Origin of the sequence: Streptomyces sp. NPDC050509 (assembly GCF_044457965.1) — a bacterium.
GTDB lineage: Bacteria > Actinomycetota > Actinomycetes > Streptomycetales > Streptomycetaceae > Streptomyces.
Map to the genome: position 1 here is coordinate 219,059 of NZ_JBITHL010000006.1, position 25,783 is coordinate 244,841.

22 protein-coding genes and 3 tRNA genes are annotated in these 25,783 nt (G+C 71.6%); 6 read left to right on the top strand and 19 right to left on the bottom strand.

Going from position 1 to position 25,783, the window contains the following annotated elements; translation table 11 throughout:
- Positions 1-9 precede the first annotated feature (9 nt).
- A complete protein-coding gene (locus ACIBJC_RS19145) occupies positions 10-612 on the top strand; it encodes a flavoprotein (protein WP_399293656.1) in 603 nt (200 codons plus the stop codon).
- Here ACIBJC_RS19145 and ACIBJC_RS19150 read toward each other — a convergent pair.
- Entirely contained in the window at positions 599-1,327 is a 729-nt protein-coding gene (locus ACIBJC_RS19150) for a GDSL-type esterase/lipase family protein (RefSeq protein WP_399293659.1), read from the bottom strand. The two genes, ACIBJC_RS19145 and ACIBJC_RS19150, sit on opposite strands and share 14 nt — an antisense overlap.
- A 140-nt stretch (positions 1,328-1,467) precedes the next feature.
- Between ACIBJC_RS19150 and ACIBJC_RS19155 the strand changes: the two genes are divergently transcribed.
- A tRNA-OTHER gene (locus ACIBJC_RS19155) sits at positions 1,468-1,554 on the top strand.
- A gap of 138 nt (positions 1,555-1,692) precedes the next feature.
- On the opposite strand, the gene ACIBJC_RS19160 is transcribed toward ACIBJC_RS19155, so the two are convergent.
- The 9 genes from ACIBJC_RS19160 to ACIBJC_RS19200 form a co-directional block, all read right to left on the bottom strand.
- A complete protein-coding gene (locus ACIBJC_RS19160) occupies positions 1,693-2,100 on the bottom strand; it encodes a hypothetical protein (RefSeq protein ID WP_399293662.1) in 408 nt (135 codons plus the stop codon).
- A 34-nt stretch (positions 2,101-2,134) separates the two neighbouring features.
- Positions 2,135-3,562: an NAD(P)/FAD-dependent oxidoreductase gene (locus tag ACIBJC_RS19165; RefSeq protein ID WP_399293666.1), complete on the bottom strand. Its 1,428-nt coding sequence runs from the start codon at positions 3,560-3,562 to the stop codon at positions 2,135-2,137.
- Entirely contained in the window at positions 3,559-4,134 is a 576-nt protein-coding gene (locus tag ACIBJC_RS19170) for a flavin reductase family protein (RefSeq protein WP_399293669.1), read from the bottom strand. The genes ACIBJC_RS19165 and ACIBJC_RS19170 overlap by 4 nt, the downstream gene beginning before the upstream one ends.
- Positions 4,135-4,186: 52 nt before the next feature.
- On the bottom strand, positions 4,187-4,711 hold the full coding sequence (locus tag ACIBJC_RS19175; protein ID WP_399293672.1) for an SRPBCC family protein: 525 nt from the start codon (positions 4,709-4,711) through the stop codon (positions 4,187-4,189).
- Entirely contained in the window at positions 4,708-7,134 is a 2,427-nt protein-coding gene (locus ACIBJC_RS19180) for an MMPL family transporter (protein ID WP_399293675.1), read from the bottom strand. The genes ACIBJC_RS19175 and ACIBJC_RS19180 overlap by 4 nt, the downstream gene beginning before the upstream one ends.
- On the bottom strand, positions 7,131-8,150 hold the full coding sequence (locus tag ACIBJC_RS19185; protein ID WP_399293679.1) for a hypothetical protein: 1,020 nt from the start codon (positions 8,148-8,150) through the stop codon (positions 7,131-7,133). Before ACIBJC_RS19185 ends, ACIBJC_RS19180 begins: the two co-directional genes overlap by 4 nt.
- A 48-nt stretch (positions 8,151-8,198) precedes the next feature.
- Positions 8,199-9,638 carry a cytochrome P450 gene (locus tag ACIBJC_RS19190; protein ID WP_399293682.1) on the bottom strand — a complete coding sequence of 480 codons (1,440 nt, stop codon included), beginning with the start codon at positions 9,636-9,638 and terminating at the stop codon, positions 8,199-8,201.
- A 17-nt stretch (positions 9,639-9,655) separates the two neighbouring features.
- Positions 9,656-10,336, bottom strand: a complete 681-nt coding sequence (locus ACIBJC_RS19195; protein ID WP_399293685.1) for a class I SAM-dependent methyltransferase — start codon at positions 10,334-10,336, stop codon at positions 9,656-9,658.
- Between the two features lie 205 nt (positions 10,337-10,541).
- Positions 10,542-10,628 (bottom strand) — tRNA-OTHER (locus ACIBJC_RS19200).
- A 103-nt stretch (positions 10,629-10,731) separates the two neighbouring features.
- On the opposite strand from ACIBJC_RS19200, the gene ACIBJC_RS19205 reads away from it, so the two are divergent.
- The gene (locus ACIBJC_RS19205; protein WP_399293688.1) at positions 10,732-11,592 is read left to right on the top strand and encodes a GDSL-type esterase/lipase family protein; all 861 of its coding nucleotides are present in this window, start codon (positions 10,732-10,734) and stop codon (positions 11,590-11,592) included.
- On the opposite strand, the gene ACIBJC_RS19210 is transcribed toward ACIBJC_RS19205, so the two are convergent.
- From ACIBJC_RS19210 to ACIBJC_RS19240, 7 genes are all read right to left on the bottom strand, one after another.
- The gene (locus tag ACIBJC_RS19210; protein ID WP_399293691.1) at positions 11,579-12,829 is read right to left on the bottom strand and encodes a beta-ketoacyl-[acyl-carrier-protein] synthase family protein; all 1,251 of its coding nucleotides are present in this window, start codon (positions 12,827-12,829) and stop codon (positions 11,579-11,581) included. The genes ACIBJC_RS19205 and ACIBJC_RS19210 overlap by 14 nt on opposite strands.
- Positions 12,829-13,068, bottom strand: coding sequence for a phosphopantetheine-binding protein (locus ACIBJC_RS19215; protein ID WP_329827039.1), 240 nt, complete (start codon positions 13,066-13,068; stop codon positions 12,829-12,831). Before ACIBJC_RS19215 ends, ACIBJC_RS19210 begins: the two co-directional genes overlap by 1 nt.
- Before the next feature lie 75 nt (positions 13,069-13,143).
- Positions 13,144-13,659 carry a hypothetical protein gene (locus ACIBJC_RS19220; protein WP_399293694.1) on the bottom strand — a complete coding sequence of 172 codons (516 nt, stop codon included), beginning with the start codon at positions 13,657-13,659 and terminating at the stop codon, positions 13,144-13,146.
- The gene (locus ACIBJC_RS19225; protein ID WP_399293696.1) at positions 13,659-14,174 is read right to left on the bottom strand and encodes a type II toxin-antitoxin system RatA family toxin; all 516 of its coding nucleotides are present in this window, start codon (positions 14,172-14,174) and stop codon (positions 13,659-13,661) included. Before ACIBJC_RS19225 ends, ACIBJC_RS19220 begins: the two co-directional genes overlap by 1 nt.
- Entirely contained in the window at positions 14,167-15,495 is a 1,329-nt protein-coding gene (locus tag ACIBJC_RS19230; protein ID WP_399293698.1) for an aspartate aminotransferase family protein, read from the bottom strand. The genes ACIBJC_RS19225 and ACIBJC_RS19230 overlap by 8 nt, the downstream gene beginning before the upstream one ends.
- Before the next feature lie 12 nt (positions 15,496-15,507).
- Entirely contained in the window at positions 15,508-16,644 is a 1,137-nt protein-coding gene (locus ACIBJC_RS19235; protein WP_399293700.1) for an acyl-CoA dehydrogenase family protein, read from the bottom strand.
- A 125-nt stretch (positions 16,645-16,769) separates the two neighbouring features.
- Positions 16,770-18,506: an aldehyde dehydrogenase family protein gene (locus ACIBJC_RS19240; RefSeq protein WP_399293702.1), complete on the bottom strand. Its 1,737-nt coding sequence runs from the start codon at positions 18,504-18,506 to the stop codon at positions 16,770-16,772.
- 207 nt (positions 18,507-18,713) lie between these two features.
- Between ACIBJC_RS19240 and ACIBJC_RS19245 the strand changes: the two genes are divergently transcribed.
- Positions 18,714-19,721: a bifunctional lysylphosphatidylglycerol flippase/synthetase MprF gene (locus ACIBJC_RS19245; RefSeq protein ID WP_399293703.1), complete on the top strand. Its 1,008-nt coding sequence runs from the start codon at positions 18,714-18,716 to the stop codon at positions 19,719-19,721.
- Here ACIBJC_RS19245 and ACIBJC_RS19250 read toward each other — a convergent pair.
- Both ACIBJC_RS19250 and ACIBJC_RS19255 read right to left on the bottom strand, forming a co-directional pair.
- The gene (locus ACIBJC_RS19250) at positions 19,705-20,544 is read right to left on the bottom strand and encodes a BTAD domain-containing putative transcriptional regulator (RefSeq protein ID WP_399293706.1); all 840 of its coding nucleotides are present in this window, start codon (positions 20,542-20,544) and stop codon (positions 19,705-19,707) included. The genes ACIBJC_RS19245 and ACIBJC_RS19250 overlap by 17 nt on opposite strands.
- 1,371 nt (positions 20,545-21,915) lie before the next feature.
- Positions 21,916-21,988, bottom strand: a tRNA-Arg gene (locus ACIBJC_RS19255).
- A gap of 314 nt (positions 21,989-22,302) precedes the next feature.
- Here ACIBJC_RS19255 and ACIBJC_RS19260 point away from each other — a divergent pair.
- Both ACIBJC_RS19260 and ACIBJC_RS19265 read left to right on the top strand, forming a co-directional pair.
- Positions 22,303-23,907, top strand: coding sequence for a dynamin family protein (locus tag ACIBJC_RS19260; protein WP_399294257.1), 1,605 nt, complete (start codon positions 22,303-22,305; stop codon positions 23,905-23,907).
- Positions 23,904-25,760: a GTPase gene (locus ACIBJC_RS19265; RefSeq protein ID WP_399293709.1), complete on the top strand. Its 1,857-nt coding sequence runs from the start codon at positions 23,904-23,906 to the stop codon at positions 25,758-25,760. The genes ACIBJC_RS19260 and ACIBJC_RS19265 overlap by 4 nt, the downstream gene beginning before the upstream one ends.
- Positions 25,761-25,783 lie beyond the last annotated feature (23 nt).

The window sequence follows — 25,783 nt, forward strand, 5'->3', positions numbered from 1 at the left end:
AGGAGGCCCATGGGAGCCAGGAAGCCGTTCCTGTACGTCGTCGTCTGCGCGGCCGGGATCGCGTCGGAGGCGGGTACGCTCATCGGCGCCGCGCAGGAGGAGGGGTACGACGTCGGGGTGGTGGCGACCCCGCAGGCGCTCGGGTTCCTGGACCGGGGCGCCGTCGAGGCCGCGACCGGGTTTCCGATCCGGTCGGCCTGGCGCCTTCCCGGGGAGCCCCGGCCGCTTCCGCCGCCGGACGCGATCGCCGTGGCGCCGGCGACCTTCAACACCGTCAACAAGTGGGCCGCGGGCATCTCCGACACACTGGCCCTGGGCATCCTCTGCGAGGCGTACGGCTTCGGCATTCCGACGGCCGTCCTGCCCTATCTGAACACGGCGCAGGCCGCGCATCCCGCGTACCGGCGCAGCCTCGACCGGTTGCGGGAGATGGGGGTGCTGATCAGCGGCTACCGGCCGCATCCGCCGGAACAGGCCGGGCAGGCCGGGCAGGCCGGGCAGGCCGGGCAGGCCGGGCAGGCCGAAGAAGCAGGGCAGGCGGACCGGGGCGCGGACACGTTCCGCTGGGAGGAGGCGCTGGAACTGCTCGCCCCCGTGGTCAAGGGGCGCTGACGGGGCGGGCCGCCCTCAGGTGGTCCCCGAGCGTACGGACCACCGCGGCGGCCATGACGGCCTGGCCGCGGCCGTTCTGGACGAGGCCGTCCTCGCTCCACACCTCTTCGCGCGCGGCCGGATGCCGGGCGCCCAGGTCCACGTACAGCGCTCCGTGGCGCAGGGCCAGGGTCGCGCACGTGTCCGACTGCGCGCGCTGACGGGTCCGCAGCACCTTCTCGCCGAGCAGCCGCGCACCGGGCGACCGCGTCAGGTCGAAGGGGGTCACCAGCACCACGTCGTAGCCGTGTTCGCGCAACGGAGCGACGACGCGGACCACCTCCGTCCGGAGCGCGTTCGCGTCGAACGCCGGGTGCAGCACATCGTGTCCGGCCAACTGGACCACCGCCAGATCGCCGCCGAACGCGAGCGCCCGGGGGAGCTGCCGGGAGCGGACCGCGGCGGCGCTCTGCTCCCGGCCGCCGAGCAGGCTGAGACAGGCGAGCCGGGGCTCCACCACGCGCAGGGCGTCCGCGACCCGGTCGTACCAGGGCGCGCGGTCGTAGCCGTCGACCCGTTCCACACGCCGGGGCGCCCTGCCGTCGCCGAGCACCACGAGCCGGCGCCAGGGCAACCCGTCCAGCAGCCGGGCGGCCTCGCCGTCCCGCAGGCAGCCGGGGTCGTCCGCCTCGCCGGCGGCGGGTAAGGACAGGTTCACCACGGGGTCTCTTCTCATGGGGCTCTCCTCTTCATGTGCACGGGGACGCACCCCTCCCGGGACGCGTCGCCATCTCAGGGCCGTCTCAGTGAAATATCAGGCCGGTCCAGCAGAATCATCAGCACGGCGGGACGGACACAGAGCCCCTCCCACCGTGAGGAGAGGTACCCGAAGCGGCCCAACGGGGTTCCGAGGCAACTCGGATCGGGTGAAAGCCTTCGCAGGTTCGAATCCTGCCCTCTCCGCACCACACGCCCCCCGGCGGCTCCTGTGAGGTGGAGCCGCCGGGGGCGCGGTCGTGCCGGTGAGAAGTACCGGCGACAAACCGCGTGACCGACGACCCGCGTGACCGACAACGCGCGTGACCGACAACGCGCCTGGCGTCAGGCCTTCTTGCGCAGGACCAGGGCCGCCGCCACCACCAGCAGCGCGAACGCCGCGATGTCGATACGCGCCACGCGCATGTTCGCGTCGTTGAGCTCCGACGTCGTGTACGCGAGCAGCAGGAACGTCCCCATGCTGACCCCGCCGGCGGTGAGCGCGGGCACCCGGAGCGACCGGATGAACGCCGCGCAGAGCAGCCCGATTCCGACGAGTCCCAGCAGCACCGCGCGGTGCCGCAGCAGCACCGTCAGGTCGGCGGAGTCGGCGCCGGCGATCGACACCCCGTACGCCGTCGTGATCTGCGACGGCGCCACCGCGACGAAGCCGGGCACGAGGTTGATCGCGCCGACGACGACGAAGAGTGCGGTGGTGAGTCGGTCGGTCCACATGATGTCTTGTCCGTTCATGGATATATGGATGGGGCAGGGATGGGGGACCGCTTCACGGGGTACGCCGGGCCGCCCGGTCCAGGCTGTTGAGATAGGCGCGCAGGAGCCCCCTGGCCGGGCGGGCCGTGAGCGGGACGCGGGGCGCCTGGTCGCGGTGCCACGGGTAGGTGGCCGGGCCGTGGGCCGCCGAAGGGTCCTCGACGAGGGAGTGCGCGACATGCGCCCCGTGGGCCACCGACATGGCCAGGCCGTGGCCGCAGCAGCCGCCGATGTACCAGATGTCCGGGTGGCCCCCCGCATGCCCGACCACCGGAAGGTCGTCCAGGGTCATGCCGATCTGCCCCGACCAGCGGTGACTGACCGGGACGTCGGCGAGGCTGGGGTGCAGCAGGCGCAGCCGCTCCTCCAGCCAGCTCCAGGTGGCGGTGCGCAGCGCCGCGGCCCGGTCGGGGCTCAGCCCCGGCAGGTGGACGGCCCTGCCGCCGCCCACCACCAGGCGCCCGTCGTGGCTGAGGCGGAAGTACGGGGCCAGGGACATGGCGTTCACGACGGCGGTGCCGGTGGCGCCGCCCAGCGCCGCGCGGGCCTCGGCGCCGAGCGGGTCGGTGGCGACGGCGTGCACCTGAAGGGGCAGGACGGTGCCGACGGGCAGGCCGAGCGACCCGGCCGCCGCGTTGACGGCCAGGACCGTCTTGCGGGCTCGCAACGTACCGCTCGGGAAGAGCAGTTCGGTGGGTGCGGCGCCGCTGCCGGGGCGCAGGCCGCGCAGCGGGCTGTCGTCGTGGAACCGGACGCCCTTCGCGGCACAGGCCGCCGCCAGCGCGCCGCTCAGGGCGGCGGGGTTCAGGGTGGCGGCGGAGCGGTAGAGCAGCCCGGCGTGGTACGGAACGTCGACGCGTTCGCGGATGGCGGCGGCCGACAGTACGGGGACGTCCAGGCCCAGCGCCCGGTACGTCTCGGCCTGCCGCGCGAGGGAGGCCAGCCCGTCCGCGCCGCGGGTCGCCACGATCTGCTCCCCGGCGCGCAGCCCGCACGGTGCGCCCAACTCCTCGGTGAGCGCGACGACCCGCTCCACCGCGGCGACGGAGGCCAGATACATGCGCCGTGCCGTGGAGGGGCCGAAGCTGCGGGCGGCCCGGTCGATGGCCGGACCGACCCGGGGGCCGAGGAGGCCGGTGCCCCGGCCGCTGGCGCCGGCCGCCGGATGGCGGGCGTCCACGACGACGATGTCCAGTGAGGGATCGCGTTCGATCAGGTGGTAGGCGGTGGACAGGCCGGCCAGACCGGCCCCGACCACCGCGACGTCGGCGGTGAGCCCGCCGGAGATCCGCGGGGCGGGGGCGGCCGTGGTGGCTCTGCCGGGGGCGTCTCCCGGGGCGTCACCGGGCGCCCAGCACGGCTCCCCCCTGACCGGGTCCCGATCCGGGGCCGCCCCCGAGGCCGCCACCGAGCCCGCCCCCTGGGCCTCACGGGCCGTCATCGCGCCGTCCCGTCCGTCAGGGTGTGGAATCCGCGGTCGTGCCAGATCAGGGGCCGCCCCTCGGCCATGTGCAGGGCGGCGACCCGTCCGACGACCAGGCAGTGGTCGCCGTACGCGCGTACCTCCTCCGTCACACAGATCGACCAGGCGAAGGTGTCCGCGAGCACGGGGACGCCCAGCACCTCCTCGTACGACTCGGTGGCGAAGCGCTCGGCGGGGGTGGCGGTGGAGAACAGCCGCGCCCGGCTTTCCTGTTCCTCGTCGAGCAGGTGCACCGCGAAGGAGGAACCCGGCGTCATCGCGGCGAGCGTACGCGAGGAGTGGGACAGACAGACGAGCAGCAGCGGCGGGTCGGCCGAGAGCGAGGTGACCGTCGAGACGGTCGTCCCCACAGGACCGTCGTCCGAGGGGGCCGTGACCACGGCTATGCCGGAGGCGAGGCTGGCGTAGAAGTCCAGGCAGAGTTCGGCGCCGGGGACGGACGTCCGGTCCACCTCCGGCATCTGGTCCACCTTCGGCATCCGGTCGACTTCCGGCCCGCCGGTACGCGCACCGGTGATGACGTGGGGCATGGTGGGGCTCCTTCCTGTCCGGGTGTCTGGTTTCTCTCGTGAGGGACGGGATCTACCGCCCGGACTCCAGGGCGTCGCGCAGCGCGACGAGAGTCGTGCGCATGGTCGCCCGGTTGCGGGCCCTGCGGCGTACGACGCCGGTCACCAGCGGGGTGACGGCGGTGAGCGCCATGCCGAACGGGCCGGCCCGGCGGTCCCGCCACTCCTCCCGGACCTCGCATCCCTCGGGCAGTGGCGAGAAGCGGTACGACCAGCCGGCCACCTGGATCCCGAGGAAGCTCACATGGAACGTGAAGGCGCGGCCCGGATCGGCCTCGACCACCCGGCACAGCGTGGGCCAGGGCAGCCAGCGGGCGCGGTTGCGCCCGATGAACCGCATGCCCGTTCTGGCCGGGCCGCCCCGTCCGATGATCCACGCCCCGCGGCACTCGGGGCTCCACTCGCCCATCCGTGCCACATCGCTGACCGCCGCGTAGGCGGTCTCCGGGGAGACCCGGATGACGATGGTCTCGGATATCCGTGAGGGGGTGTCGGGGTCCCCAGGAACTGCGGTGGTCCGGTCGGTGTGGTCGGTCACTTGGGGGCCGTCCTTTTCATGCTGTCCGTACGGTCGGGGTGTACGGGTCCGGTTGAGTCGGCCAGGGTGCCGGGTCCGGCCGGTACCCGCCTGCGGCCCGGCATCCACCAGTTCACCCGGCTCATCAGACGCATGGAGGCCGGGACGATCAGGAGCCGGATGACGGTCGCGTCGAGTGCGATGGCGAGGGCCATGCCGAGGCCCAGTTGCTGGATGGGCAGGATGCCGGCGAACGCGAAGGCCGCGAACACCGCGACCATGAGGACGGCGGCGCCGGAGATCAGCGGCATCGTGGCGGACATGCCGCGCGCCACGCTGCCGATGTCGTCCCCGGTGGCGACGTAGTCCTCGCGGACCCGGCTGAGCAGGAAGACCTCGTAGTCCGTGCTGAGGCTGAAGAGCAGGGTGACCAGCAGGACGGGGACGAAGTTGGTGAGGTGGCCGTCCACGTCGAAGCCGAACAGCGCGCTGCCCAGGCCGTCCTGGAAGATCAGCACCAGCACACCGTAGGTGGCGCCCACGGAGAGCAGGTTCATCGCGATGGCCTTGAGCGGCAGGAACACCGAGCGGAAGGTGAAGAGCAGCAGCAGGTAGATGACGGCGAGCATGGTCGCGATGACCGGTACGAGTCCGTCCTCGATCACCTTGTTCGCGTCGACGCCCTCCGCGGTCTCCCCGCCGACGTCGACCGTCCACCCCGCGCCGCCGGCCGCGAAGCCCGCGGCCTCGGCGCGTACGGCGACGAGCAGGTCCTGCGCCGCGTCGGAGGAGGCGGTGTCGTTCCCGACGACCTCGATGAGCGCGGTCCTGCCGTCGCCGGAGACGAAGTAGTCGACGGTGGCGCGCGCGTCCCCGGGCAGCCGGTCCTTGGCGGCCAGGGCCGCGAACGGCCGCTCCCGGCCGGCCTGGCGGAGCGTGCCGACCGCCGAGTCGGTCCGTACCACCCCGGGCAGGGCGGTGATCGTGTCGTGGAAGCGCAGCAGACGGTCGGCGTCCGCGTCGGACCGCTTCTGGAGCGGTACGCGCGACGCGACGACCACCTGGAGGGGCGCGGCGCCGCCCACCCCGAACTCGTCCCTGATCGTGTCGTACCCCTGGCGTACGGCCGCGTCCGTGGGCACGACCCGGGCGTCCGGGGTGAAGGTCTCCAGGCGCAGGGCGGGCAGGGCGAGGGCGGCCAGCGCGGCGACGCCGACCACCAGGAACAGCGCGGGGCGGCGCATGACCGCGTGGGTCACGGCGACCCAACGGCCCCCGGCCTCCTCGGAGTCTCTGGTACGGCGGCCGAGGCGCCCCCACTCGATCCGGCCGCCCAGCAGATGCAGCAGTACGGGCAGGAGCAGCACGCTGGTCAGGACGGAGAAGGCGACCACGACCACCGCGCCCAGGGCCATCGACTGGATGACGCCCAGATCCACCAGGAAGAGCGTGGACATGGCGGCCACGATGGTGAATCCGGAGGCCACCACGGTCTCGCCGGAGGTGCGCAGCGTACGGGCGAGCGCCCGCTCGGTGTCCTTCCGGGAGACCGGTCCTTCCCCGGCGCGCAGTTCGCTCTTGAACCGCATGATCATGAAGAGCGAGTAGTCGACGCCCACGCCGAGACCGAGCATGGTGGCCGCGTTCTGCACGAACACCGACAGCTCGGTCCGCCGGGCGACCAGGGCGAGCACCGCCAGGGCGAAGACCACCGAGGTGACGCCGACCAGCAGGGCGGCGAGCGCAGCTGCCACACTGCGGAAGAGCAGCAGGAGGACCAGCAGGATCAGCGGCAGGGTGATCAGTTCGGCGATGAGCAGCCCGCGTTCGCTGAGGTGGTTCACCTCGCCCCACAGCGCGGCCTGACTCACCAGGGAGACCTGGAGGCCCCGCGGCTCGTAACTCCGGCTGAGCCCGTCCTGGATGTCGGGCAGCAGCCGGCGCGCGGTGCCGTCGTCCAGCTCGGAACCGACCCGGACCAGGGCGGTACGGCCGTCCTCGCCGAGGAAGGCGGAGCGCGCCCGCTCGCCGGTGAGGGTGGTGTAGCCGTACGCGCCCGTGGTCCTGAGGCCGTCGTCACGGAGCACGGCCTCGGCCGCTTCCCGTACCCGGGTGTCGAAGGCGGGATCCCCGGCCCGGTGCCGGTTGTCCTTGACCACCAGGGTCAGTGAGGTCGCGCCGCGCCCCTCGAAACCGTCCGTGAGCCGCTCGGCGGCGACGGCGGAGCCGGAGCCCGGTACGTACCACCCGCCGCCGCTGAGCAGACCCGGCAGCGGGGCGGCCTGCCAGCCGGCGACGCCGAGCAGCAGCAGCCACAGGACGGCGAGCGGCCACCGGTGACGGCCGGTCAGACGGGACAGGCCGGTCGGTAACCGGGACTCGCCGCGGCCCGCGGGCCGCGACGAACGCACCGGCCCGCTCGAAGGGGCGCGACGTCCGCTCATGCGCGGATCGCGATTCCGTGTTCGCGGTCGTCGGTCAGGATCTCCATCAGCGCGCGGTTGCTCGTGGTGAGCCGCTGGATCTTGCGCGTCGCCTTGTTGAGGATCTCCAGCTCACACCGGCCGATCTTGGTGTTCAGGCAGTGCTTGATGCCGCCCGGCGGGTTGTAGTAGTTGAGGCCGACGAAGTCCTCGGGGGCGGCGGTGAAGCGGCCCCTCACGGCGACGGTCTCGTCGGAGCTGGCGAAGTCCCAGTAGAAGTACCCGAAGTCGGCCTTGGCCTTGAGTGCCGGGCGGGGGGCGGACAGGTTGTACTCGCGGTCGTCGTGGCGGAGCACCAGGAAGGTGATCTTCGGCGTCTTGACGGGGCCGACCAGCCGCGTCGTACCGGTGACGATCTCCAGGAAGCTGTCCGGGTGGTCGTCGAACCCGGCCACCTGTCCGAAGGCGTAGTGATCGGTGTGCCGGCTGCCCCAGTTGTGGTTCTGGCTGCCGGTCCAGCCGTCGACGTCGACGGTCTCGCCGTCGACCGTGAGCTTGCCGCTGTAGCTCGCCAGCGGGATCCCGACCAGGCTCTTGGCCTTGGGGAATCCCGTGGTGTACATGGACGGCGGCAGCAGGAGCAGCGGCGGCTCCGAGCCCTCGTACGTCAGGTCCCAGCCGATCCGGCCGTTGGTGCCGACGGCCTCGCCCTTCAGGCTGCCCGGCTCCAGGACGCGGTCGCTCACGCGCGCGCCGAAGGAGTCGGTGCTGAAGTGGCAGTCGGAGATCGGGTACTCCTCCTTGGCCACGACATGACGGCCGGTCGTGCCGTCGAAGTAGATGGCCCACAGTTCGCCGATGGCGGCGTCGGGCATGCCGGCCGGACTGAAGATCGTGTACCGAATCCAGAAGGCCTTGGGCTCGGTCGGGTGGTTGCCCCGCTGGTAGAAGCTCTCGTAGTGGCCGGCTTCCTGGCCCGGACGGTACTGAGTCCAGTTCAGGCGCTCCGCGTCCGCTGTGCTGGGGTCGTAGTTCATCGGGTCCGTCTTCCCATCCGATACCGGTACTGGTTCTGCTGTTACGTCCTACGGGGCGCCGGGTGCTCCCGCCGCTCCCGTGCGCGCGTGCGCGGTCATGTCCATTCCGTAGCGGGGCCGCAGCGTGATCGACGCCTGGTTGACGACCCGGTGCGCCGGCACGTGCCGGAACTCGTACCGCCGCACCAGGGCGGCGAGCAGGAGATGCGCCTCCATCAGCGCGAAGTGCTTGCCGATGCAGAGGTGGGGACCGGCGCCGAACGGCATGTGCGCGAAGCGGTGCCGCCCCTTCTTGCCCTCGGCGGAGAAGCGGTCGGGATCGAAGCGCTCCGGATCGTCCCAGTGCCGCTCGTGGCGGTGGATGTTGTAGAGGTTCACCAGCAGCCTCGACCCGGCCGGCACGGTGTGGCCCCCGAGCACGGTGTCCTTGAGCACCAGCCGGGGCACGATCGGCGCCGACGGGTAGAGCCGCAGCGCCTCCTCGAACACCTGGAGGGCGTACGGCATGGCCGCCAGGTCCTCCATGGTGGGCATCCGGTCGCCGAGGACCTCGTCCACCTCCTCCTGCACCCGGCGCAGCGCCGCACGGTTGCCGGAGAGCAGGTAGAAGGCCCAGGTGAGGGTGATCGCGGTGGTCTCGTGCCCGGCGCCGAAGGTGGTGATGACCTCGTCCCGCACCTGACGGTCGCTCATGCCCTCGCCGGTGTCGGCGTCCCGTACGTCGAGCATCATGTCGAGCAGGTCGGGCGGACCGTCCCCGCGGGAGACACCGTCGGCGGCGGCCTTGCGGCGCTCCGCGATGATCCCGTACGTCATGTCGTCGATCCCCTTCATGACCGCCTGGAAACGGCGGTTGCGGGGGGTCGGCCAGTCGGTCGGCGGGCTGAACGGGTTCTGGAGGCGGTCGAAGGCGTAGTTGATGGCGACGTCGACGGCCTCCGGGCTGATGCCGTCCCTCGTCTGCTCGACATCGGTGGAGAACATGCACCGGCTGACGATGTCGAGGGTGACCCGCATCATCTCCGCGTGGACGTCCACCACATCGCCGCTCCGGTACGAAGCGGCCATGTGGGCGACCTGGTTCTCCGTCGACTCCGACATCGACTCGAACATGCGGGCGATGGCCTGCTTGGTGTAGATCGGCTGCATCATGCGCCGGTTGCGCATCCAGCTCTCGTGGTCGTCGCTGGTGAGCAGGCCCTCGCCGAGGATCAGCCGGAGCGGGTTGTCCGGGCCGAGCTTGCCGTACGTCGCGCTGTCGGTCAGCACCTCGCCGGCCAGCTCCGGGCTGGATACGCCGTGCACGACGACGGGACCGAGCCGGTAGCGGACCAGATCGCCGTGGTCGCGCCAGCCCTGGTGCATGGCGTCCAGGATGTCCTTGCGGAAGTCCAGGACGCTGCCCAGCACGGGCAGGCTGCGCGCCTCCGGCGCGGAGGGGGCCGCTCCGGTGCGGACAGGAGCGGCGGTGTCGTGGGTTGCCGTCATGGTGGGCTCCCTCCCCTTCACTTCCGGGCCAGGGCGCAGACCCAGCCGAACGAGCGGAGCGGCTCCGCGACGAACCGGGCGTCCTGGAAACCGGCCTTGCCCAGCATCTCCACCAGATCGGCCCCCGAGAGGATGCGCAGACCCTCCCGCTCGGAGCGCTCGGTGAACCGCTTCCCGAGAAGACGCTGCTTCGTCGTGGGGGTGTCGGACGCCTCCCGGCTCATCTCCAGGGTGATCGCCACCTGCCCACCGGGCTTGAGCACCCGGTACGCCTCGCTGAGCCCGCGCATCGGGTCGGGCCAGAAGTAGAACGTCTCGATGGCGCTCACCTGGTCGAAGGACTCGTCCTCGTAAGGGAGTTCGCCCGCGTCGCCCTGCTTGAACTCCACCCGCCCCGCGGCGACACCGTCGACATTGCGCCGTACGGACTGACGGACCATCTCGTCGGAGTAGTCCACTCCGGCGACGAAGCCCGACGTCGCCTTCTCCGACAGCAGCTTGACGGCCATACCGCCGCCGCAGCCGATGTCCAGGACACGCTGCGAGCGCCGTACCTCCATGTGCTCGATCGCCCACACGGTGAGCGTACGGTGCTGCTTCGCCATCACGTGACCGATCAGCCGACCGGCGCGCCCGTTCGGCTGCTTGAAGTTGTTCTCCACCAACTCCAGCGGGCCCTTGAGCAGTTTGTCGATCATCCGGACTTCCCTTCGCGGTTCGCAAGGTCTCGGGTGGTGCCACAGAACGGGCCCACTACCCCGGAGGGCGGGCCCGGCAACTTCCGGGAATGGGTGTACGGGCCAACGCGCGCGCACGGTCCGCGGCGCCGTTGCCCCGGCTGTCTGGCCGGCGAGCTCCCCGCACGGGCGGGGGCGGCGTCGCTCCACGGCGTCGGACGGTCGGCGGAGAGGGCAGGATTCGAACCTGCGGGGGCTTGCGCCCGATCCGGGTTGCCCCGGAACCCCGTTGGACCACTTCGGGTACCTCTCCCTGCCTCGGGGGCGGACCGATCACCGCTCCCGCTGCACCGCCGATGCTGCCGCAGCGTTCTGAGATCACGCTGAGATCTTCCTGAGACCGGCCGCCGGGTGGAATGGACCTGATCCAGGCCGGGCAGCAAGGAAGGGTCCGGAGGGAGGACAACGACATCGCGAACAGCACCAGGTACGACACCGGGACCAGCATCGGGACCAGCACCAGGACCAGCACCGGGAACGACATCGACGACCCGACCGCACAGCGATCGTCCCCCGTCGGCGAGGCGGCCGACCCGCACTGCCTGCGGCCCGGCGAGGCACGGAGCCTCCTCGCCGGAGCGCCGTGGCGCCGCCTGGTGGTGCTGGGCGACCTCGCGGTCGAACGGGCCGCGGAGCCGGTCGAGGGATACGGTCCCGGGCCCTGGTACGACCGGGTCGCGACCGCCCTGGACGAGGCCGCCGAGGACGTCGCGTACCTGAACCTCCTCGGCCGGCGGGAGCCACGCGTCGCGCAGGTGCGCTCCGGGCAGCTCCCGGCCGCCCTCGCCTTCCGGGGCGATCTCGCGCTGGTGTGCTGCGGCACCGCGTACACACCGGACGAGACCTTCGGCAGATACGGGCTGACGGCGGAGCTGGTACGGATCGTCACGCCGCTGCGCGACGCAGGACACGATGTCGTCCTGCTCGGCTCCCATCCGCTGGCCGCCTGGCCCGGACTGCCGGACGGCCGCCGCGAACGGGTGGCCGAACAGCAGAACCGGGTCTCCGAGCAGGCCAGGGCCGTCGCCCTGCGGCACGGCACGCTGTACGTCGAACCCGCGCCCCGCCGCCCCGGCACCGAGGCGGCGGCCGTGTGGAGCCGCGACCGGCCACGGCCCAACAGCCGCGGCCACGCGGCCCTGGCCGCCGCCGTGGTGCGCGCCCTCGGCACGCGGCCGGGGGCCGCGGCCGGGCGCGGCCCGGTCAGGCCGCCGTGAAGAGCAGTACGGCATTCTGACCGCCGAATCCGAACGAGTTGCTGACGGCCACCTCGGCGCGCAGATCACGCCCGGCCTTGAACACCATGTCGATTTCCAGCTCGGGATCCAGGCTCTCCAGATTGGCGGTCGGCGGGATGTGGCCCTCCTCCAGCGTGAGCGCCGTCGCCACCGCCTCGATGGCCCCCGCGGCGGCCAGGGAGTGCCCCGTCACCCCCTTGACGGAGGTGACGGCGGGCCGCTCCCCGAGCACCCGGCGGATCGTCCGGGCCTCGGTGGCGTCGTTCAGCAGCGTCGCGGTGCCGTGCGCGTTGACGTGGTCCACCTCGTCGGGGCCGACACCGGCGTCGCGCAGCGCGGCGCGCAGGGCGAGTTCGGCGCCCCTGCCGTTCGGGTCGGGGGCGGTCGCGTGGTACGCGTCGGCGGAGGCGCCGTAACCGCTCACCATGGCCCGGATCCTGGCGCCCCGCGCCCGCGCGTCCTCGGCCCGTTCCAGGACGAGTACGGCGGCGCCCTCGGCGGCCACGAAGCCGCTCCGGTCGGCGTCGAAGGGCCGGGAGGTGGTGGACAGGTCGTCGCGGCGGTCGGCCAGGGCGCGCATCTGGCTGAACCCCGAGATCAGCGAGGGGACCAGTGGTGCCTCGGTGCCCCCGGTGATCACCACGTCGCAGACGCCGCTGCGCAGCAGTTCACGCGCCATGCCCACCGCCGTGGTGCCCGAGGCGCAGGCCGTCGCCGTCACCAGGCTGGGGCCCAGGGCGCCGAACATCATGGACACGTATCCGGCGCACATGTTGGGCGACAGCATGGGGACGAGCAGCGGGGAGACCTTGCGCGGCCCCTTCTCCAGCAGCACGCTGTGCTGCTTCTCCCAGGTCGCGGCGCCGCCGATGCCGTTGCCGAGGATCACCCCGACCCGGGTGGCGTCCCAGGAGTCCCGGTCCAGGCCGGAGTTGGCGACGGCCTCGTGCGCGGCGACCATCGCGAGCTGGCTGCTGCGGTCCAGCCGCCACACCTGCTTGCGCTCGATCAGCTCGCTGGGGTCGAAGTCGGTCACGGCGCAGCCGAAGTCGGCGGGCAGTCCGGCCGGCATGGGCAGGTCGGAGGCCGCCGTACCGGCGCCGGCGCGGATCCGCTCCCAGCTCCGCTCCACCCCGACCCCGGCGGCGGTGACCATGCCGACGCCGGTGATCGCCGCGTCGAACGGGGCAGGGTCGGTCGTCGGTCGGCGGCTCATCAGACGGTGGCCAGTTTGCCGGAGATGATCTCGGCGGCCTGTCCGACGGTCGAGTCGGGGCCCAGCTCGCTGTCGTCGATCGGTACGTCGAACTCCTCCTGCGCGGCGACGGAGAGCTCCACGAGGGCGAGGGAGTCGAGTTCGAGGCCGCTGAGGGTGCTGGTCGGCGCGATGGAGTCGGCGTCCAGGCCGAAGGTGCTGGTGAGCAGTTCCACCAGGCGCTTGTAGACGTCTTCCATGAGAGGTTCCTTCCGTCAGGCGGTCGTCGGTGTGTGCCGGTGTGCCGGTGTGCCGGCGCGGTGCCGGTGGGTCCGTCAGCTTCCCTGCGGCTGCCCGGCGGCGGTGGTCACTCCGCCGGCCGGTTCGGGGTGGGTGGCGGGCGTGGCGGGCGTGGCGGCGAACTGGTCGGTGAAACGGGAGTACGCGGGATGGGCCACCGGTTCGAAGTCCAGCGCGAACGGCTTCAGGAAGTTGCCGAACAGCGCACGGTCCCCGAACAGATGGATGGGGATGACCAGCAGCGCCCACTCGGGGCCCCACAGCCAGATCCACGCGAGCACCACGAGCGTCTGGGTGGCCAGGCTGTGCATCACGTTGTAGGCGACGTAGTAGCCCCGGTGGATCCGCTTGGTCGTGGAGCGGTGGTAGGCGATGGCCCCGGGGATGTAGCCGATGAGGTCGATGTAGACGAACAGCGCGATCGCCGGGATCCACCTGACCTCGCCGATGTTCGCGAAGAAGAAGGCCGCGGCGATGACCAGACCGAGCCCGTACTCCAGCCGGATCAGCCGGTACGTGGTCTGCGTCTCGAAGAGGTTCTTCCCGTCCATCAGCGCGCCCCGGACACGGCGGTGGCCGGCGCCCCCGTCACCTCGGCGACGGCGCGGGCGACCGCCTCGTCGCCGACCACGGAGGCGTTGCCGCCGAAGATGCTGATGACGACCCGGGCGATGGTCTCCTTGAAGACCCGCTCGGCGACCGGGTCCAGGATGCCCGCGAGGCTGGGGATGCCGAAGTCGAACTCGGCGCTGAAGTCGACCAGGCAGTCCTGGCCGTCCGCGGTGAGCCGCCACACGCCGGCGAACTCGGCGAAGTCACCGTCGATCTGCTCGAAGGTGATGGTCAGGTTGTCCCGGTCGAACAGGTCGGTCTCGCTCCAGCTCAGGATGCCGTTGCGGAAGTAGACGTCCCAGTCGCTGACCTCTTCCGTCCCGTTCACCTGGCGGGACGTCACGGAGCGGATGACGTCGGACAGTTCGGCGTACCGGTTGAAGGCTCCGACCCGCTCGAACGCCGCCGCCGCGTCGACGTCATGGACACGGATGATCACTTGAACGCTACGCATGGATGTTGCCGCCTTCTGCTGTGGGTGCGTACCTGGCGCCCTGCGCGCGGCACGCGCGGTCGACCGCCTCGTAGAAGAAGTCCAGGTCGGCCCTGGTCAGCACCGCGGGAGGGGTGAAGCGCAGGACGAGGTGCGAGTTGAGCGAGTGGTTGGCGATGACGCCGTTCATGATCAGCTCGATGAGCAGATCGCCCGCCGGGCCCGGATCGGCAAACTCGATCCCGAGCAGCAGCCCCTGGCCCCGCACCTCACGCACGGCGGCGCCGTAGTGCGACCTGACGATACGGTCCAGCTCCGGCAGGATCTCGGCGCCCAGATCGCGGGAGCGGGCCACGAGGTCGTCCTCGTGCATCGCCGCGAGCGATCCGCGTACGGCGGCCATCGCCAGCGGGGCGCCGGAGAACGTGGACGTGTGCAGATACGGGTCCCGGTCGAAGGCGCCGAACGCCTCCCGGGTGGCGACGACGGCCGACACCGGGACGACGCCCCCGCTGAGCCCCTTGCCGACGAGCAGGATGTCGGGGGAGATGCCCTCACGGTCGGCGCCCCACCAGGTGCCCAGCCGGCCCAGACCGGTCTGGATCTCGTCCAGGACGAGGTAGGCCCCGTACCGGTCGCACAGGTCGCGCACCGCGCGCAGGTAGCCCTGCGGCGGGATCACCACACCGGCCTCGCCCTGCACCGGCTCGATGAAGACGCACGCCTCGCCGGGGGCCGCCGCCAGCAGCGGTTCGAGGGCGGCGGCGTCGCCGAACGGGACATGGCTGGTCTCGGGCAGCAGCGGCCGGAACGGGTCCTGGAAGACGCTCTTGCCGGTGAGGCTGAGCGCGCCCATGGTCTTGCCGTGGTAGCCGTTCTCCGTGGCGATCAGCCGCTTGCGGCCCCGGGTGCGGGCCAGCTTGATCGCCGTCTCGACGGCCTCCGCGCCCGAGCCGGCGAAGTGGACCCGCTCCAGTCCGGCCGGCGCGACCGCCACCAGGGCGTCGGCGGCCAGGGCGACCTGGGGTTCGAGGAAGAGGCGGGTGGCCACGGGGTGGGTGGCCAACTGCTCGGCGACATGCCGGATGACGGTGGGGTGCCGGGCGCCGGACAGGAAGACGCCGTAACCACCGCAGTTCAGGAAGTTCCTGCCCTCCGAGGTGGTGACCCAGGCGCCCTGCGAGGCCACCTCGATGTGTCCGCCGAACAGTTCGCCGAGCGTCGCCCGGCCCTTGCTCAGACGGGCCCGGTAGAGCTTCCCCAGCTCCTCACGCCCGAGGACGGACGGGGTGGCGGGGGAGGCAGGGGGCAGGGTCGACGGAAGCGTGGGTGTCGTTGTCATGGATCTCCCTCATCAGGTCAGACGCAGCGGGTCGCCCGCGACGTGGTCCAGGTACGGACCGGTGAAGCTCGACCGCGACGGCGGGTGGAAGGACAGACCGTGGGCGGCGCCGGCCAGGTAGGCCACGTCGGAGGAGGAGATGAAGGCGGAGCCGCCGAGCAGTTCGACCGCCTGGTTCAGCGCGTCGCCCAGCGCGTCCTGGGCGGCGTAGCGGGCGACGAGCGTGCTGGCCAGCCCCGTGTTGCCGGTCTCGCCGTCCCTGATCATGCGGGCGGTGCCCTCCAGCAGCAGGGCGGCCGTCTCCAGCCGGGTGAGCACCCGGGCACGGTCGGAGTCGCTGCCCCGCTTGCCGTCGACGACCCGCTCGACCAGTCCGCTGACCATGCCGAGGTAGCAGGCGGAGATGAGCAGTTCGAACCAGATCAGCCCGACGGTCTGGAGGTCGTCCAGGTTCCCGGCGTCGCCCGGCTCGGTGTGCATCATGAGCTGCTCGTCGACGAAGACGTCCGTGAGACGCACCTCGTCGCTCTCGGCGCCCGCGAGGGTACGGCTTCCCCAGAACGGGTGGACGCTGATGCCCTCGGTCTGCCGGGGGATCAGCAGCACCGACATCCGCGGCTCGCCGCTGTCGGTGGGCAGCGCCACGCTCGCGGTGAGCAGGTCCATCGAGTGCGACAGGCTGCACGGCTTCTTGGCGCCGTTGATCACATAGCCGCCGTCGGCCTTCGTCGCCGTCATCATCGGCGAGAGGATGCCCCGGCCCGGCCTGCCCTCGGCGAAGCCCGAGGCGACCAGCAGCCGCTGTTCGGCGATGCCTTCGAGCAGCGCCCACTCCATGCCGCTGCTCTGGATGGACTCGGCCAGGGTGAACAGGGTCGCCACCGAGAAGTGGTGCATCGTGGTGGCGATCGCCAGGGACGGCGCCTTGGAGGCCAGGGCCCGGGTGACGCCGAGGGCCTGGAGCGGGTCGGCGCCCGCACCGCCGTACGTCTTGGGGATCAGGAGGCCGGGGCCGCCGGCCTTGCGGAAGTGGTCGAGGGCGGGGTTCTTCGGCGCTTCGAGCTCTTCCAGCGACGTGCCGGAGAGCTGATCGAGCAGGCCGGGCAGGAACGATTCGCACGTCTCGCGTGCGGCTTCCAACGAGCGCATGGATCCTCCTCAGTTCTGTTCGGGATGGCTGGTGGGCGCGCGGACGGCCGCGTACGGGGGCTCCTGTACGGCGGCGGCCCGCCACGGGGTGCGGTCGGTGTTACGGCGGTCAGGTGTTCCGGCGGTCAGTGTTCGGCGGCTGCGGCTTCAGCTTCGGCGGCGGCTGCGGCCTGAAGGGCCTTCCAGGCGCCGAACACGGCTTCGGAGGGGCGCGTGCCGGTGGAGACGCTCACGCCCTGGATGTGGGAGGTCCGCAGGATCGGGTAGTTGGCCTCGCCGAACACGCCCCCGGTGAGTCCGGTCCCGCCGTGGGTCGGCAGGTAGGGCAGGAACCCGATGTGGGAGTCGTTGACCTTGAGCAGCCCGCCCTGGGTGATCCGGGTGACGATCCGGTCGACCACCTCGGGGTCCCGGGCCCACGCCGAGTTCCGCAGCCCGTAGGCGTTGCTGTTGACGAAGTCGATGAACCGCTCCAGCAGCACCTCGTCGGGTGCGGGCTCGGCCACGATCACCGGGAGCAGCGGGAAGAACGTCTCCTCGCGGACGGCCTGGACCTCCCGGGCCCCCGCCAGTCCCCGGACCTTCACGACCGTGGGTTCGAGGAAGATGCCGGCCGTGTCGCGGCTGCCGTCCTCCTGCATCGCGTGCCCGCCGCACACCAGCTCGGCGCCGTGGTCGAGGGCGTCGCGCAGACACGAGAAGAACTTCTCGTTGCGCAGCACCGGGGTGAGCAGGACGCCCTCCTGCGACGACCGGCCCGGCCTGATCCGTCCGGCCTTCTCGGCCAGCAGGGCGATCAGGTGGTCGGCGATCTCCGGGTGTGCCACCACCTGGTTGGGGATCATGCAGAGCTGGCCGGAGCCGTAGAAGCTCTCGGTGATGGCCTCGGCCGCCAGGTCCAGATCGGCGTCCTTCCACACCAGCACGATGTCGTTGCCGGCCAGTTCGAGGATCGGCTTCTTGCCCGCCGCGATGCACCGCTCCTGGAAGCGCATGCCGTTCTCGCTGCTGCCGAAGTACATGATGTCGTCGACGAGCGGGCTCTCCAGCCAGGCGTCCAGCATCGGGGCCGGGTCGCCGCACACCACACCGAGGGTGCCGGGAGGGGCGCCCAGTTCCGCCAGGACCGGGGCCACGACCTCCTGCAGCACGTACATCGCCCCCAGCGGGGCGCTGCGGGGCGCCCGTACGACGAGGGCGTTGCCGGCCATGATCGCGGTCACGCCGAGCAGCGCGCTGGACAGCGGTGCGTTCTGCGGCGGGTTGAGGCAGACCACCCCGTCGGGGCGGCGGCGTACGGAGATCGTCCGCTCCCCGCGCCGGTACTCCTGGAGCATCTGGCTCCGGTAGAAGCCCAGCGATTCGGGTCCGAAGACCTCCAGGGCCCCGGACACCTGCCAGCGGGCCAGGGCGAGCGGGTGCCCTTCGCGTACGAGCACCTCGGTGATCTGATCGGCCTGCTCGACGAGCCTGCGGTACAGCAGGGCGCCGAACCGCTCGATCCGGACCTCCGGGGGGAACGCGGACCAGGGCCCGGCCGCCGCTGCCGCCGCCTCGACCGCCAGGTCCGTGGTCTGGCGGTCGGCCCGCGCCACCCGGCCGACGATGGTGGCCGGCAGGTTCTCCGCGGACATGCGCCCGCTCTCCAGCTTCCGCTTCAGGGTGAGCGTGGAAAACGCGTCGTCGAGCAGGGCGTCCGAGTCGACCACGTATACCCAGGACCCGCTCGGAACGTTCTTTCCGTCAATGAGGGAAAGGTAGGTGGGGACTTCCGGGCGAGGTGCTCCGGAATCTTCTTTTCCTGACACCGAAGGCGTCGCGATTTCGCTGCTCACGCAGCCCCTCCGCTCTCCATTTCCCATCCGGTGACGGGAAAGTTCGCAGTTCCAAGTGGTGGTTACGACCATCACAGACCCCCCTGAAAATCCCCGGAGACGGCGCTGAGACGCCGCTGAGACCGCGCTGAGACGGGCGTTTCAGGGAAATGGAAGAGGGATGCCGGACAGTCTGCGGGGCACGGCACCGGGCACTCGGCCCCGCAACTCGACGCATCAGGCAACGGGAGTGAGATGACGACGCGCAGCGGAGAGGTATCCGACCAAGAAGTGCTCGACGTTCTGGAAAGGCTCCGCAAGGACGGCGATAACCCCAGCGCCTTCCTCGCGCTCAACTCCGGTAACGCGTACTTCACCGACCCGTCGCTGGACGGCGTCGTCGCCTATCGCGAGGCGGGCTCGTACCTGATCCAGTTCGGTGGTGTCCACGCCCCGCCGGAGCAGCGGGAGGCGCTGCTGAAGGCGTTCCTCGACCATGCGCGCCGGCGGCGCCGCAAGGCCGTGGCCGTACAGCTCCTCACCTCGGACGTCGACCTTTACGTCCGCTGTGGTTTCACGGTCAATCAGGTCGGTTCGTCGTATTCGGTGCACCTGCCGGAATTCGCCCTGCGCGGCACCCGTTTCATGAAACTCCGTAACAAGATCTCGCGGGCCCGGCGCAGCGGTCTTGAGGTGACGGAGGTCTCCCACGAGGAGTGCGCGGCGGAGATAGCCGGCATCGACGGGGCCTGGCTGCGGAGCAAGGGCCGTCACGTCAAGGAGATCGAGTTCCTGGTGGGCGAGTTGGGCGGGCCCGTGCAGCACGCGCGCCGGCTGATGCTGGGCCGGCTCGACGGGGTGCCCATCGCGTACATCTCGTACTCGCCCGCGTACGGCTCACGTCCCGGGTGGCTGCACGACCTCAGCCGCCGGCTCCCGGACGCGCCGCCCGGTGTGATGGAGGCCATCAACCTCACCGCGCTGGAGCTGTTCCGCCAGGAGGAGGCGGAGTGGCTGCACTTCGGCTTCACCCCGTTCACCGGACTCTCCGAGGAGCACGATCCGGCGGGGGCCAGCAAGGGCACCCGCAAGATCATGCGGCTGCTGGCCGACCACGGTGACAAGGTCTATCCCGCGGCCAGCCAGCTCGCCTACAAGGAGAAGTGGGGCCCCCAGCTCGTGTCCCCCGAATACCTGGCCTTCCACGGGCGGGCGCGGCTGGGGGCCATCTGGCAGATCCTGCGGGTCACGAAATCGGTGTGACCCTTTCCCCGGACGTCGACCTCGTCAGGTGGGGCGCCTGACGGAGGATGTCCTGGAACGTGTCGCGCAGCCCGTGTCCGGGCTGCAGCCCCAAATGCTGCGACAGGTACTCGCGGGTGCGGTGGTACGTGTTGAGCGCGTCGGCCTGCCGGCCCGAGAGGTAGAGCGCGGTGATGAGCTGCTCGCAGAACCGTTCGTGCAGCGGGTACCTGGCGTGCAGCTGTTCCAGCCCGGGGATGACCGCCCTGGGGTGGTCCAGCCGGAGACGGATGTCGAAGAGCCTTTCGTACGCTCCCAGTCTGACCTCCTCCAGTTGGGTGTACGCCACTTGACAGATCATTCCGTGCCCGGCGTCTATCAGGGCCGGGCCGCGCCACAGGGACACCGCCTCGTTCAGCAGGTCGACGGCTTCCCTGGGGTTGTCCGCGCTTGCCGCGTCGGCGCGGGCCACCAGGTGGAGCAGCCGCGATGCGTCGACGTCCTCTTCGGCCAGCTCCAGGACGTACCCGGTCGGCGAGGTCTGGATGACATTGCGCAGTGCGGCCTTCCCTCCGTGTGCGACCAACACCCTTCTGAGCCGGGCAATATGGCCGTGCAGTGAATTTTCGGCGCTGTTCGGGGGCTCTTCACCCCATAGTTCGTCGATGAGTTCACTCCGCGAAACGGAGCGGCCCACCGACAAGGAGAGGGCCGCCATGATCGAGCGTAACTTCTCTCCGGGTATCCGGACCTGTACCCCGTCATCGATTACTTCCATCGGTCCGAGAAGATTGATCTGCAATTGCCGTCCGTTGCCTTCCTGATGCGACCGAAGAGTGGGCACACGGAACGCCTCCCCTCCAGGTCAGCCCCCCATGCGGTGGTACCACCGCCCCAGCGGACGGCGGCACGCACGAACACCACTGCCGGCCCGGATTCACGATGAGATCACTCCGGTACTCAGCGATAATGCAGCCCTACTCGTAGGTAAGGCGTCCCAGCGCGAAAGCTTCGATCCCTCGGCTGCGAACTTGGCTCGTTCTCGACGTTCTATGCGGGATATCGCGCCACCGCAGGGTGAGAGTCCGCCACGTTGCGCAAATGTTCTGCCGCAACGCCCGAATAGGCGCTGAAGGTCCGCCCGGACAGCGCAGATGACCGAATCCCTTGCCCCGTGACGTGGCCGACTCCGAACGGGCGCCGCCCCGGCGGCCGACGGCCCGCGTGAAAGGGCAGCTCTCGGAGGGTGTGTCCGGCACCGGGTGATACGGGGTGCGGTGGGACCGGTCGGCCCGTCCCGGTGCGAAGACGGTCCGGGGCTGACCGAAATGGCCCGTCTTCGTTGATCTGGGTTTATGCGAATCTCGATGGATGCACATGGCGAGCGTGTCGGCCTGGACAGGCCGTCGTTTTCCAGTCGCGGCACTCGGACCGCCGGGGAGGCGGTAGCGGAGCATATGGGTGAACAATCCAGGAAGTTCGGTGGATCCGATCCGGTGGCGTGGGTGACGGGCGGGAACAACGCCTCTCGCGCCCGCTTCCCGTTCGTTCGCTGCCCGTTCCTCCTGGCAACCGGCGTTTCCGAAGACAAATTCTTTGGGGGTGGGGCGGGGTGGGACGGGTGGCGCGGGGCCGGTCCGTGCGGGGTCGGTCCGTGCCGGGCCGGTTGGCCTGGTCGCCCTGTGCGGGGGTGGGGTCGGGGCGGAGGCGGCGGGGGCGACGAGTGCCGGGCGGACGCGGGCGCGCATGTGAGGGAACCTTCCCCGTGGTTCGGCTCCGCGGCATCGGATTCCCGCGGATCACTGGTCATGGGGTAGGACCACCGGGGAGAGGGAAAAGTTCCCTCGGTTTCCGCATGATTCTCCGGATGGTTCGGGGCATCTCGAAAAGTCCATGAGTTTCCTTCGGAAAAGGAAAATGGCGGCAAGGCGGGGGCGCGCCCCGGGTCACGGCCCGGCTCGTCATGCGGCGGGGCGGCGGGGGCGGCGGGCGGTGAGCGCGCCGGGGAGCGGGGGAGCCGGTGCGTCGTCGGCGGTGACCGTGTCCGGCGGGTACCGCCCCCTGGGTGCGGTCCCGCGCGTACCGTCCGGCCGTCCGCGTAAGCCCCGGGCGAGGCCGTCGACCTTACGCCGTCACTACAGCGCCCTCGGTAGGCTGCGGCGACCTGCGCAAAGGCCCTCCCGGTCGGGAGGGCCGTGCACCGCGCGTAGAAGAGCGCCCCCGGCAGGACTCGAACCTGCGGCCAAGTGCTTAGAAGGCACCTGCTCTATCCACTGAGCTACGGGGGCCGAACGTGGCCTCGGTGACCTGGAGCCCCTTGTGGGGGGTTCCGTGACCTTGCCGGGACAAGGATAGGGCTCCGATCACCCTGACCCGGTTGCTTCACGTGCGTGGCACGTTGTGGAGGTTCAGTGAAGCGAACCGATAATCGCAGGCAGGTGCGATTCGTGCATCGCTTTTGGGCTCCGGCGCCCCGGGTGTTGTGCACTCGTTATGCCTGCGCCCCACTCGTCCCGTCTGTCCCGAAGTGTAATCGGCGCGCAGAGATGTCCATACGCTTCAAAAAGGCTCCAAAATTGGGCATTCTTCGCATGTGGTGACCTTGGACGTACGGCCCCAGTTGATCGACGCACTTTCCGCACTGCGCGACCGTGTCGCCGCCGTGCGTCTTCCACTGCCCCTCACCGGGGCACCACGCGCCCGGCAGACCCGGGCCGAACTGCTGGCGCAGCTCGACGACTATCTGCTGCCGCGACTCCGGGACCCCGAGGCGCCCCTCCTCGTGGTCGTCGGCGGATCCACCGGGGCCGGAAAGTCCACGCTGGTCAACTCCCTTGTGGGGCGGCGGGTCAGCGAAGCGGGGGTGCTGCGCCCCACCACACGTACCCCGGTACTCGTCTGTCATCCCGAGGACCACCACTGGTTCGCCGGTATGCGGGTGCTCCCGCACCTCACCCGCGTCTGGCTGCCCCAGCAGGAGGAGGACCCCGCAACCGGCACGGGCGCCGACGGCGCGCCCGGCGCGGGGCAGAACGCGCTGCGCATCGACACCGCCGTCGCGCTGCCCCGGGGGCTCGCCCTGCTCGACGCGCCCGACATCGACTCGCTCGTGGTGGAGAACCGGCTGCTCGCGGCGGAGTTGATCTGCGCCGCCGACGTGTGGGTGATGGTGACCACCGCCTCGCGGTACGCGGACGCCGTGCCGTGGCACCTGCTGCGTACCGCGAAGGAGTACGACGCGTCCCTGGTCACCGTCCTGGACCGGGTGCCCCACCAGGTGCTCGACGAGGTGTCCCGGCAGTACGGGGCCCTCCTCAAGCGCGCCGGGCTCGGCGACGTACCGCGGTTCACCATCCCCGAACTGCCCGAGTCGGCCGGCGCAGGCCGCGGGCTGCTGCCCACCACCGCCGTCGCGCCGCTGCTCGCCTGGCTGGCCCACCGGGTGCAGGACCCGGCCGCCCGCCAGCAGGCCCTCGTCCGTACGGCGGCCGGGGTCATCGACTCGCTCAACGCGCGCATGCCGGAGCTGGCGGGGGCGGTCGCCGCGCAGTACGCCGCCTCCGTACGGCTGACGAGCGCCGTGGAGGAGGCGTACGCGGCCGAGGGGGAGCGGGTACGGCGCCAGCTCCAGCGCGGCGCCGTCCTCGCCGGGGACGCGCGGACCCGGTGGCGCGGCCATCCGAGGGACAGCTCCTCGCGGGAACTGCTCGACTCGCTCGTGGAGAGCCTCGGCGCGCTCCTCCAGTGCGCCGTCGCCGCCGCCGACGAGCGCGTGGAGACGGCCTGGCGCCGTGAACCGGCGGCCGGGGCGCTGCCGGTGCCGGGACCGGACGGGGAGGCCGTGGAGCGTGTCGGGATGGCCGTACGCCGCTGGCGCCGCGTCCTGGAGGAACTGGCCGAGGAGGAGGTGCGGCAGCACGAGCGCAGCGCCGCGCCCGACGCCGAGACCGTGGCCGCCCTCCTCGCGGCGGCCCTGCTCGGCGGCCGGCGGGCCCGGCTCGCCGGGGAACGGCTCGCCGAACGCATCGGGGCGCAGGGGGCGCTGCGGCTGCGCGACCGGGGCGGCGAACTGGTGACGACGTACATCGACCGCGTACTGCACGGGGAACGCGACCGGCGGCTGGCCCCCCTCGACGCACTTGAGGTGAGCCCGGAGCCGCAGGCCGAGTTGATCGCCGCACTGTCCGTACTCCAGAGGGAAAGGTGATCCACGTGACCGACGCGAAGGACGTCAAGGACGCGAAGACCGAGGGCGCCCCGGAGGCCCCCGCGGCTGGGAAGAAGCCCGCCGGAGCCACCGGAGCCACCGGGGCCCCTGCCGACTCCGCCGGGGCCTGGGACGACGGCCTGATCGCCCGCCGCGCCGCCGGGAAGGGCGCCACGGAGGGCCTGGACGGACTGGACGGCCTGGAGGGGCTGGAGGAGCTTCCCGGGGCCTCCCAGGGCGACAGTGAGGCGCACACACCCATCGGCGGGGCCTACGGCGGCCCGCTGCGGGTCCGCCTCGACGCGCTGGGCGAGCTGGTCGGGCTGTCCAGGACCCGCGTCGAGGGCGCCGTCCTCGCCGAGGCCGGCCGCGTCCTGGACGAGGCGGCGGCACGGCAGCGGCTCTCCTCGCGCCACACCGTCGTCGCCATCGCGGGCGCCACGGGCAGCGGCAAGTCGACACTGTTCAACGCGCTCGCCGAAGTGCCGATCTCCGAGACCGGACTGCGCAGGCCCACCACCTCCGCCCCCATCGCCTGCACCTGGTCCGACGGCGCGGCCGGGCTGCTCGACCGGCTCGCCATCCCCGGACGGCTGCGCCGCAGGCCCCTCGCGGGCGGCGACGGCGACGAGGAACTGCACGGTCTCGTCCTCGTCGACCTCCCCGACCACGACTCGGCCGTCGTACGCCACCGCGACCAGGTGGACCGGGTGCTCGCCCTCGTCGACGCCGTCATCTGGGTCGTGGACCCCGAGAAGTACGCGGACGCCGCGCTCCACGAGCGCTATCTGCGACCGCTCGCCGGGCACGCCGAGATCACCTTCGTCGTCCTCAACCAGATCGACCGGCTCCCCGGCGACGCCGCCGACCAGGTACTCGACGATCTGCGCCGTCTCCTGGACGACGACGGCATGGCCCTCGGCGAACACGGCGAGCCCGGCGCCACCGTCCTCGCGGTCTCCGCGCTGACGGGACAGGGCGTGGGCGAACTGCGCGACCTGCTCGGACGGTTCGTACAGGAGCGCGGCGCCGCGGCGCTGCGGCTGACCGCCGACGTGGACGCCGCGGCCGTGAAGCTGCGCTCCGCGTACGTCGCCGAGGGGCGCGCCGGGCTCGGTGAGCGCTCCCGCGAGCAGTTCACCGACCGGCTCGCCTGGGCCGTCGGCGCCGTGGCCGCGGGCCAGACGGCGGAGCGCGAGTGGCACAGGAACGCCGGGCGCGCGTGCGGCACACCATGGCTGCGCCTGTGGCGGTGGTACGAGAAGACCCGCACCCCGGGCGGTGGCGGGACCCCGGACGCCCCGGCCGTCGTGGAGGACGAGCTGACGGCGCGCCAGCGCGTCGAACAGGCCGTACGCACGGTCGTGGAGGAGGCGTCCGCCGGGCTGCCCGAGCCGTGGGCGCACTCCGTGCGCGAGGCGGCCGTACGGGGCGCGGAAGGGCTGCCCGAGGAACTGGACGAACTGGCCGTGACGGCCGGCCCGCCCCCGGGCCGGCCGCCGCGCCCGGCCTGGTGGCCCGTGGCCGTACTGGCCCAGGCGTCCATGACGCTGCTCCAGATCTTCGGCGCGCTCTGGCTGGTGGGCCAGATCATCGGCGTACTGGAACCGGGGCTGCTGCCGCCCGTCCTGGTGATGCTCGCGGGGATCGTGGGCGGCCCGTTCGTCGAGTGGGCGTGCGGCGCGGCGGCGCGGGGGCCCGCGCGGCGGTACGGGCAGGACGCCGAGCGGCGGCTGCGCGAGGCGGCGGCCGGGTGCGGACGGGCGAAGGTGCTCGACCCGATCTCGGCGGAGCTGATGCGCTATCGGGAGGTGCGGGAGCAGTACGTCACGGTCTCCCGGGCGGGCGGCTGAGAGGGCTCACGCGTGGGCGAGCG

What these genes read in the sequence shown, in the direction of transcription:
- ACIBJC_RS19185 (WP_399293679.1), bottom strand. Translation starts at nt 8,150, where the DNA reads ATGAACTACGACCCCAGCACAGCGGACGCGGAGCGCCTGAACTGGACT.
- ACIBJC_RS19145 (WP_399293656.1), top strand. Translation starts at nt 10, where the DNA reads ATGGGAGCCAGGAAGCCGTTCCTGTACGTCGTCGTCTGCGCGGCCGGG.
- ACIBJC_RS19180 (WP_399293675.1), bottom strand. Translation starts at nt 7,134, where the DNA reads ATGAGCGGACGTCGCGCCCCTTCGAGCGGGCCGGTGCGTTCGTCGCGG.
- ACIBJC_RS19215 (WP_329827039.1), bottom strand. Translation starts at nt 13,068, where the DNA reads ATGGAAGACGTCTACAAGCGCCTGGTGGAACTGCTCACCAGCACCTTC.
- ACIBJC_RS19235 (WP_399293700.1), bottom strand. Translation starts at nt 16,644, where the DNA reads ATGCGCTCGTTGGAAGCCGCACGCGAGACGTGCGAATCGTTCCTGCCC.
- ACIBJC_RS19240 (WP_399293702.1), bottom strand. Translation starts at nt 18,506, where the DNA reads ATGGGAAATGGAGAGCGGAGGGGCTGCGTGAGCAGCGAAATCGCGACG.
- ACIBJC_RS19195 (WP_399293685.1), bottom strand. Translation starts at nt 10,336, where the DNA reads ATGATCGACAAACTGCTCAAGGGCCCGCTGGAGTTGGTGGAGAACAAC.
- ACIBJC_RS19150 (WP_399293659.1), bottom strand. Translation starts at nt 1,327, where the DNA reads ATGAGAAGAGACCCCGTGGTGAACCTGTCCTTACCCGCCGCCGGCGAG.
- ACIBJC_RS19245 (WP_399293703.1), top strand. Translation starts at nt 18,714, where the DNA reads ATGACGACGCGCAGCGGAGAGGTATCCGACCAAGAAGTGCTCGACGTT.
- ACIBJC_RS19220 (WP_399293694.1), bottom strand. Translation starts at nt 13,659, where the DNA reads ATGGACGGGAAGAACCTCTTCGAGACGCAGACCACGTACCGGCTGATC.
- ACIBJC_RS19170 (WP_399293669.1), bottom strand. Translation starts at nt 4,134, where the DNA reads ATGCCCCACGTCATCACCGGTGCGCGTACCGGCGGGCCGGAAGTCGAC.
- ACIBJC_RS19225 (WP_399293696.1), bottom strand. Translation starts at nt 14,174, where the DNA reads ATGCGTAGCGTTCAAGTGATCATCCGTGTCCATGACGTCGACGCGGCG.
- ACIBJC_RS19230 (WP_399293698.1), bottom strand. Translation starts at nt 15,495, where the DNA reads ATGACAACGACACCCACGCTTCCGTCGACCCTGCCCCCTGCCTCCCCC.
- ACIBJC_RS19205 (WP_399293688.1), top strand. Translation starts at nt 10,732, where the DNA reads ATGGACCTGATCCAGGCCGGGCAGCAAGGAAGGGTCCGGAGGGAGGAC.
- ACIBJC_RS19160 (WP_399293662.1), bottom strand. Translation starts at nt 2,100, where the DNA reads ATGAACGGACAAGACATCATGTGGACCGACCGACTCACCACCGCACTC.
- ACIBJC_RS19190 (WP_399293682.1), bottom strand. Translation starts at nt 9,638, where the DNA reads ATGACGGCAACCCACGACACCGCCGCTCCTGTCCGCACCGGAGCGGCC.
- ACIBJC_RS19165 (WP_399293666.1), bottom strand. Translation starts at nt 3,562, where the DNA reads ATGACGGCCCGTGAGGCCCAGGGGGCGGGCTCGGTGGCGGCCTCGGGG.
- ACIBJC_RS19210 (WP_399293691.1), bottom strand. Translation starts at nt 12,829, where the DNA reads ATGAGCCGCCGACCGACGACCGACCCTGCCCCGTTCGACGCGGCGATC.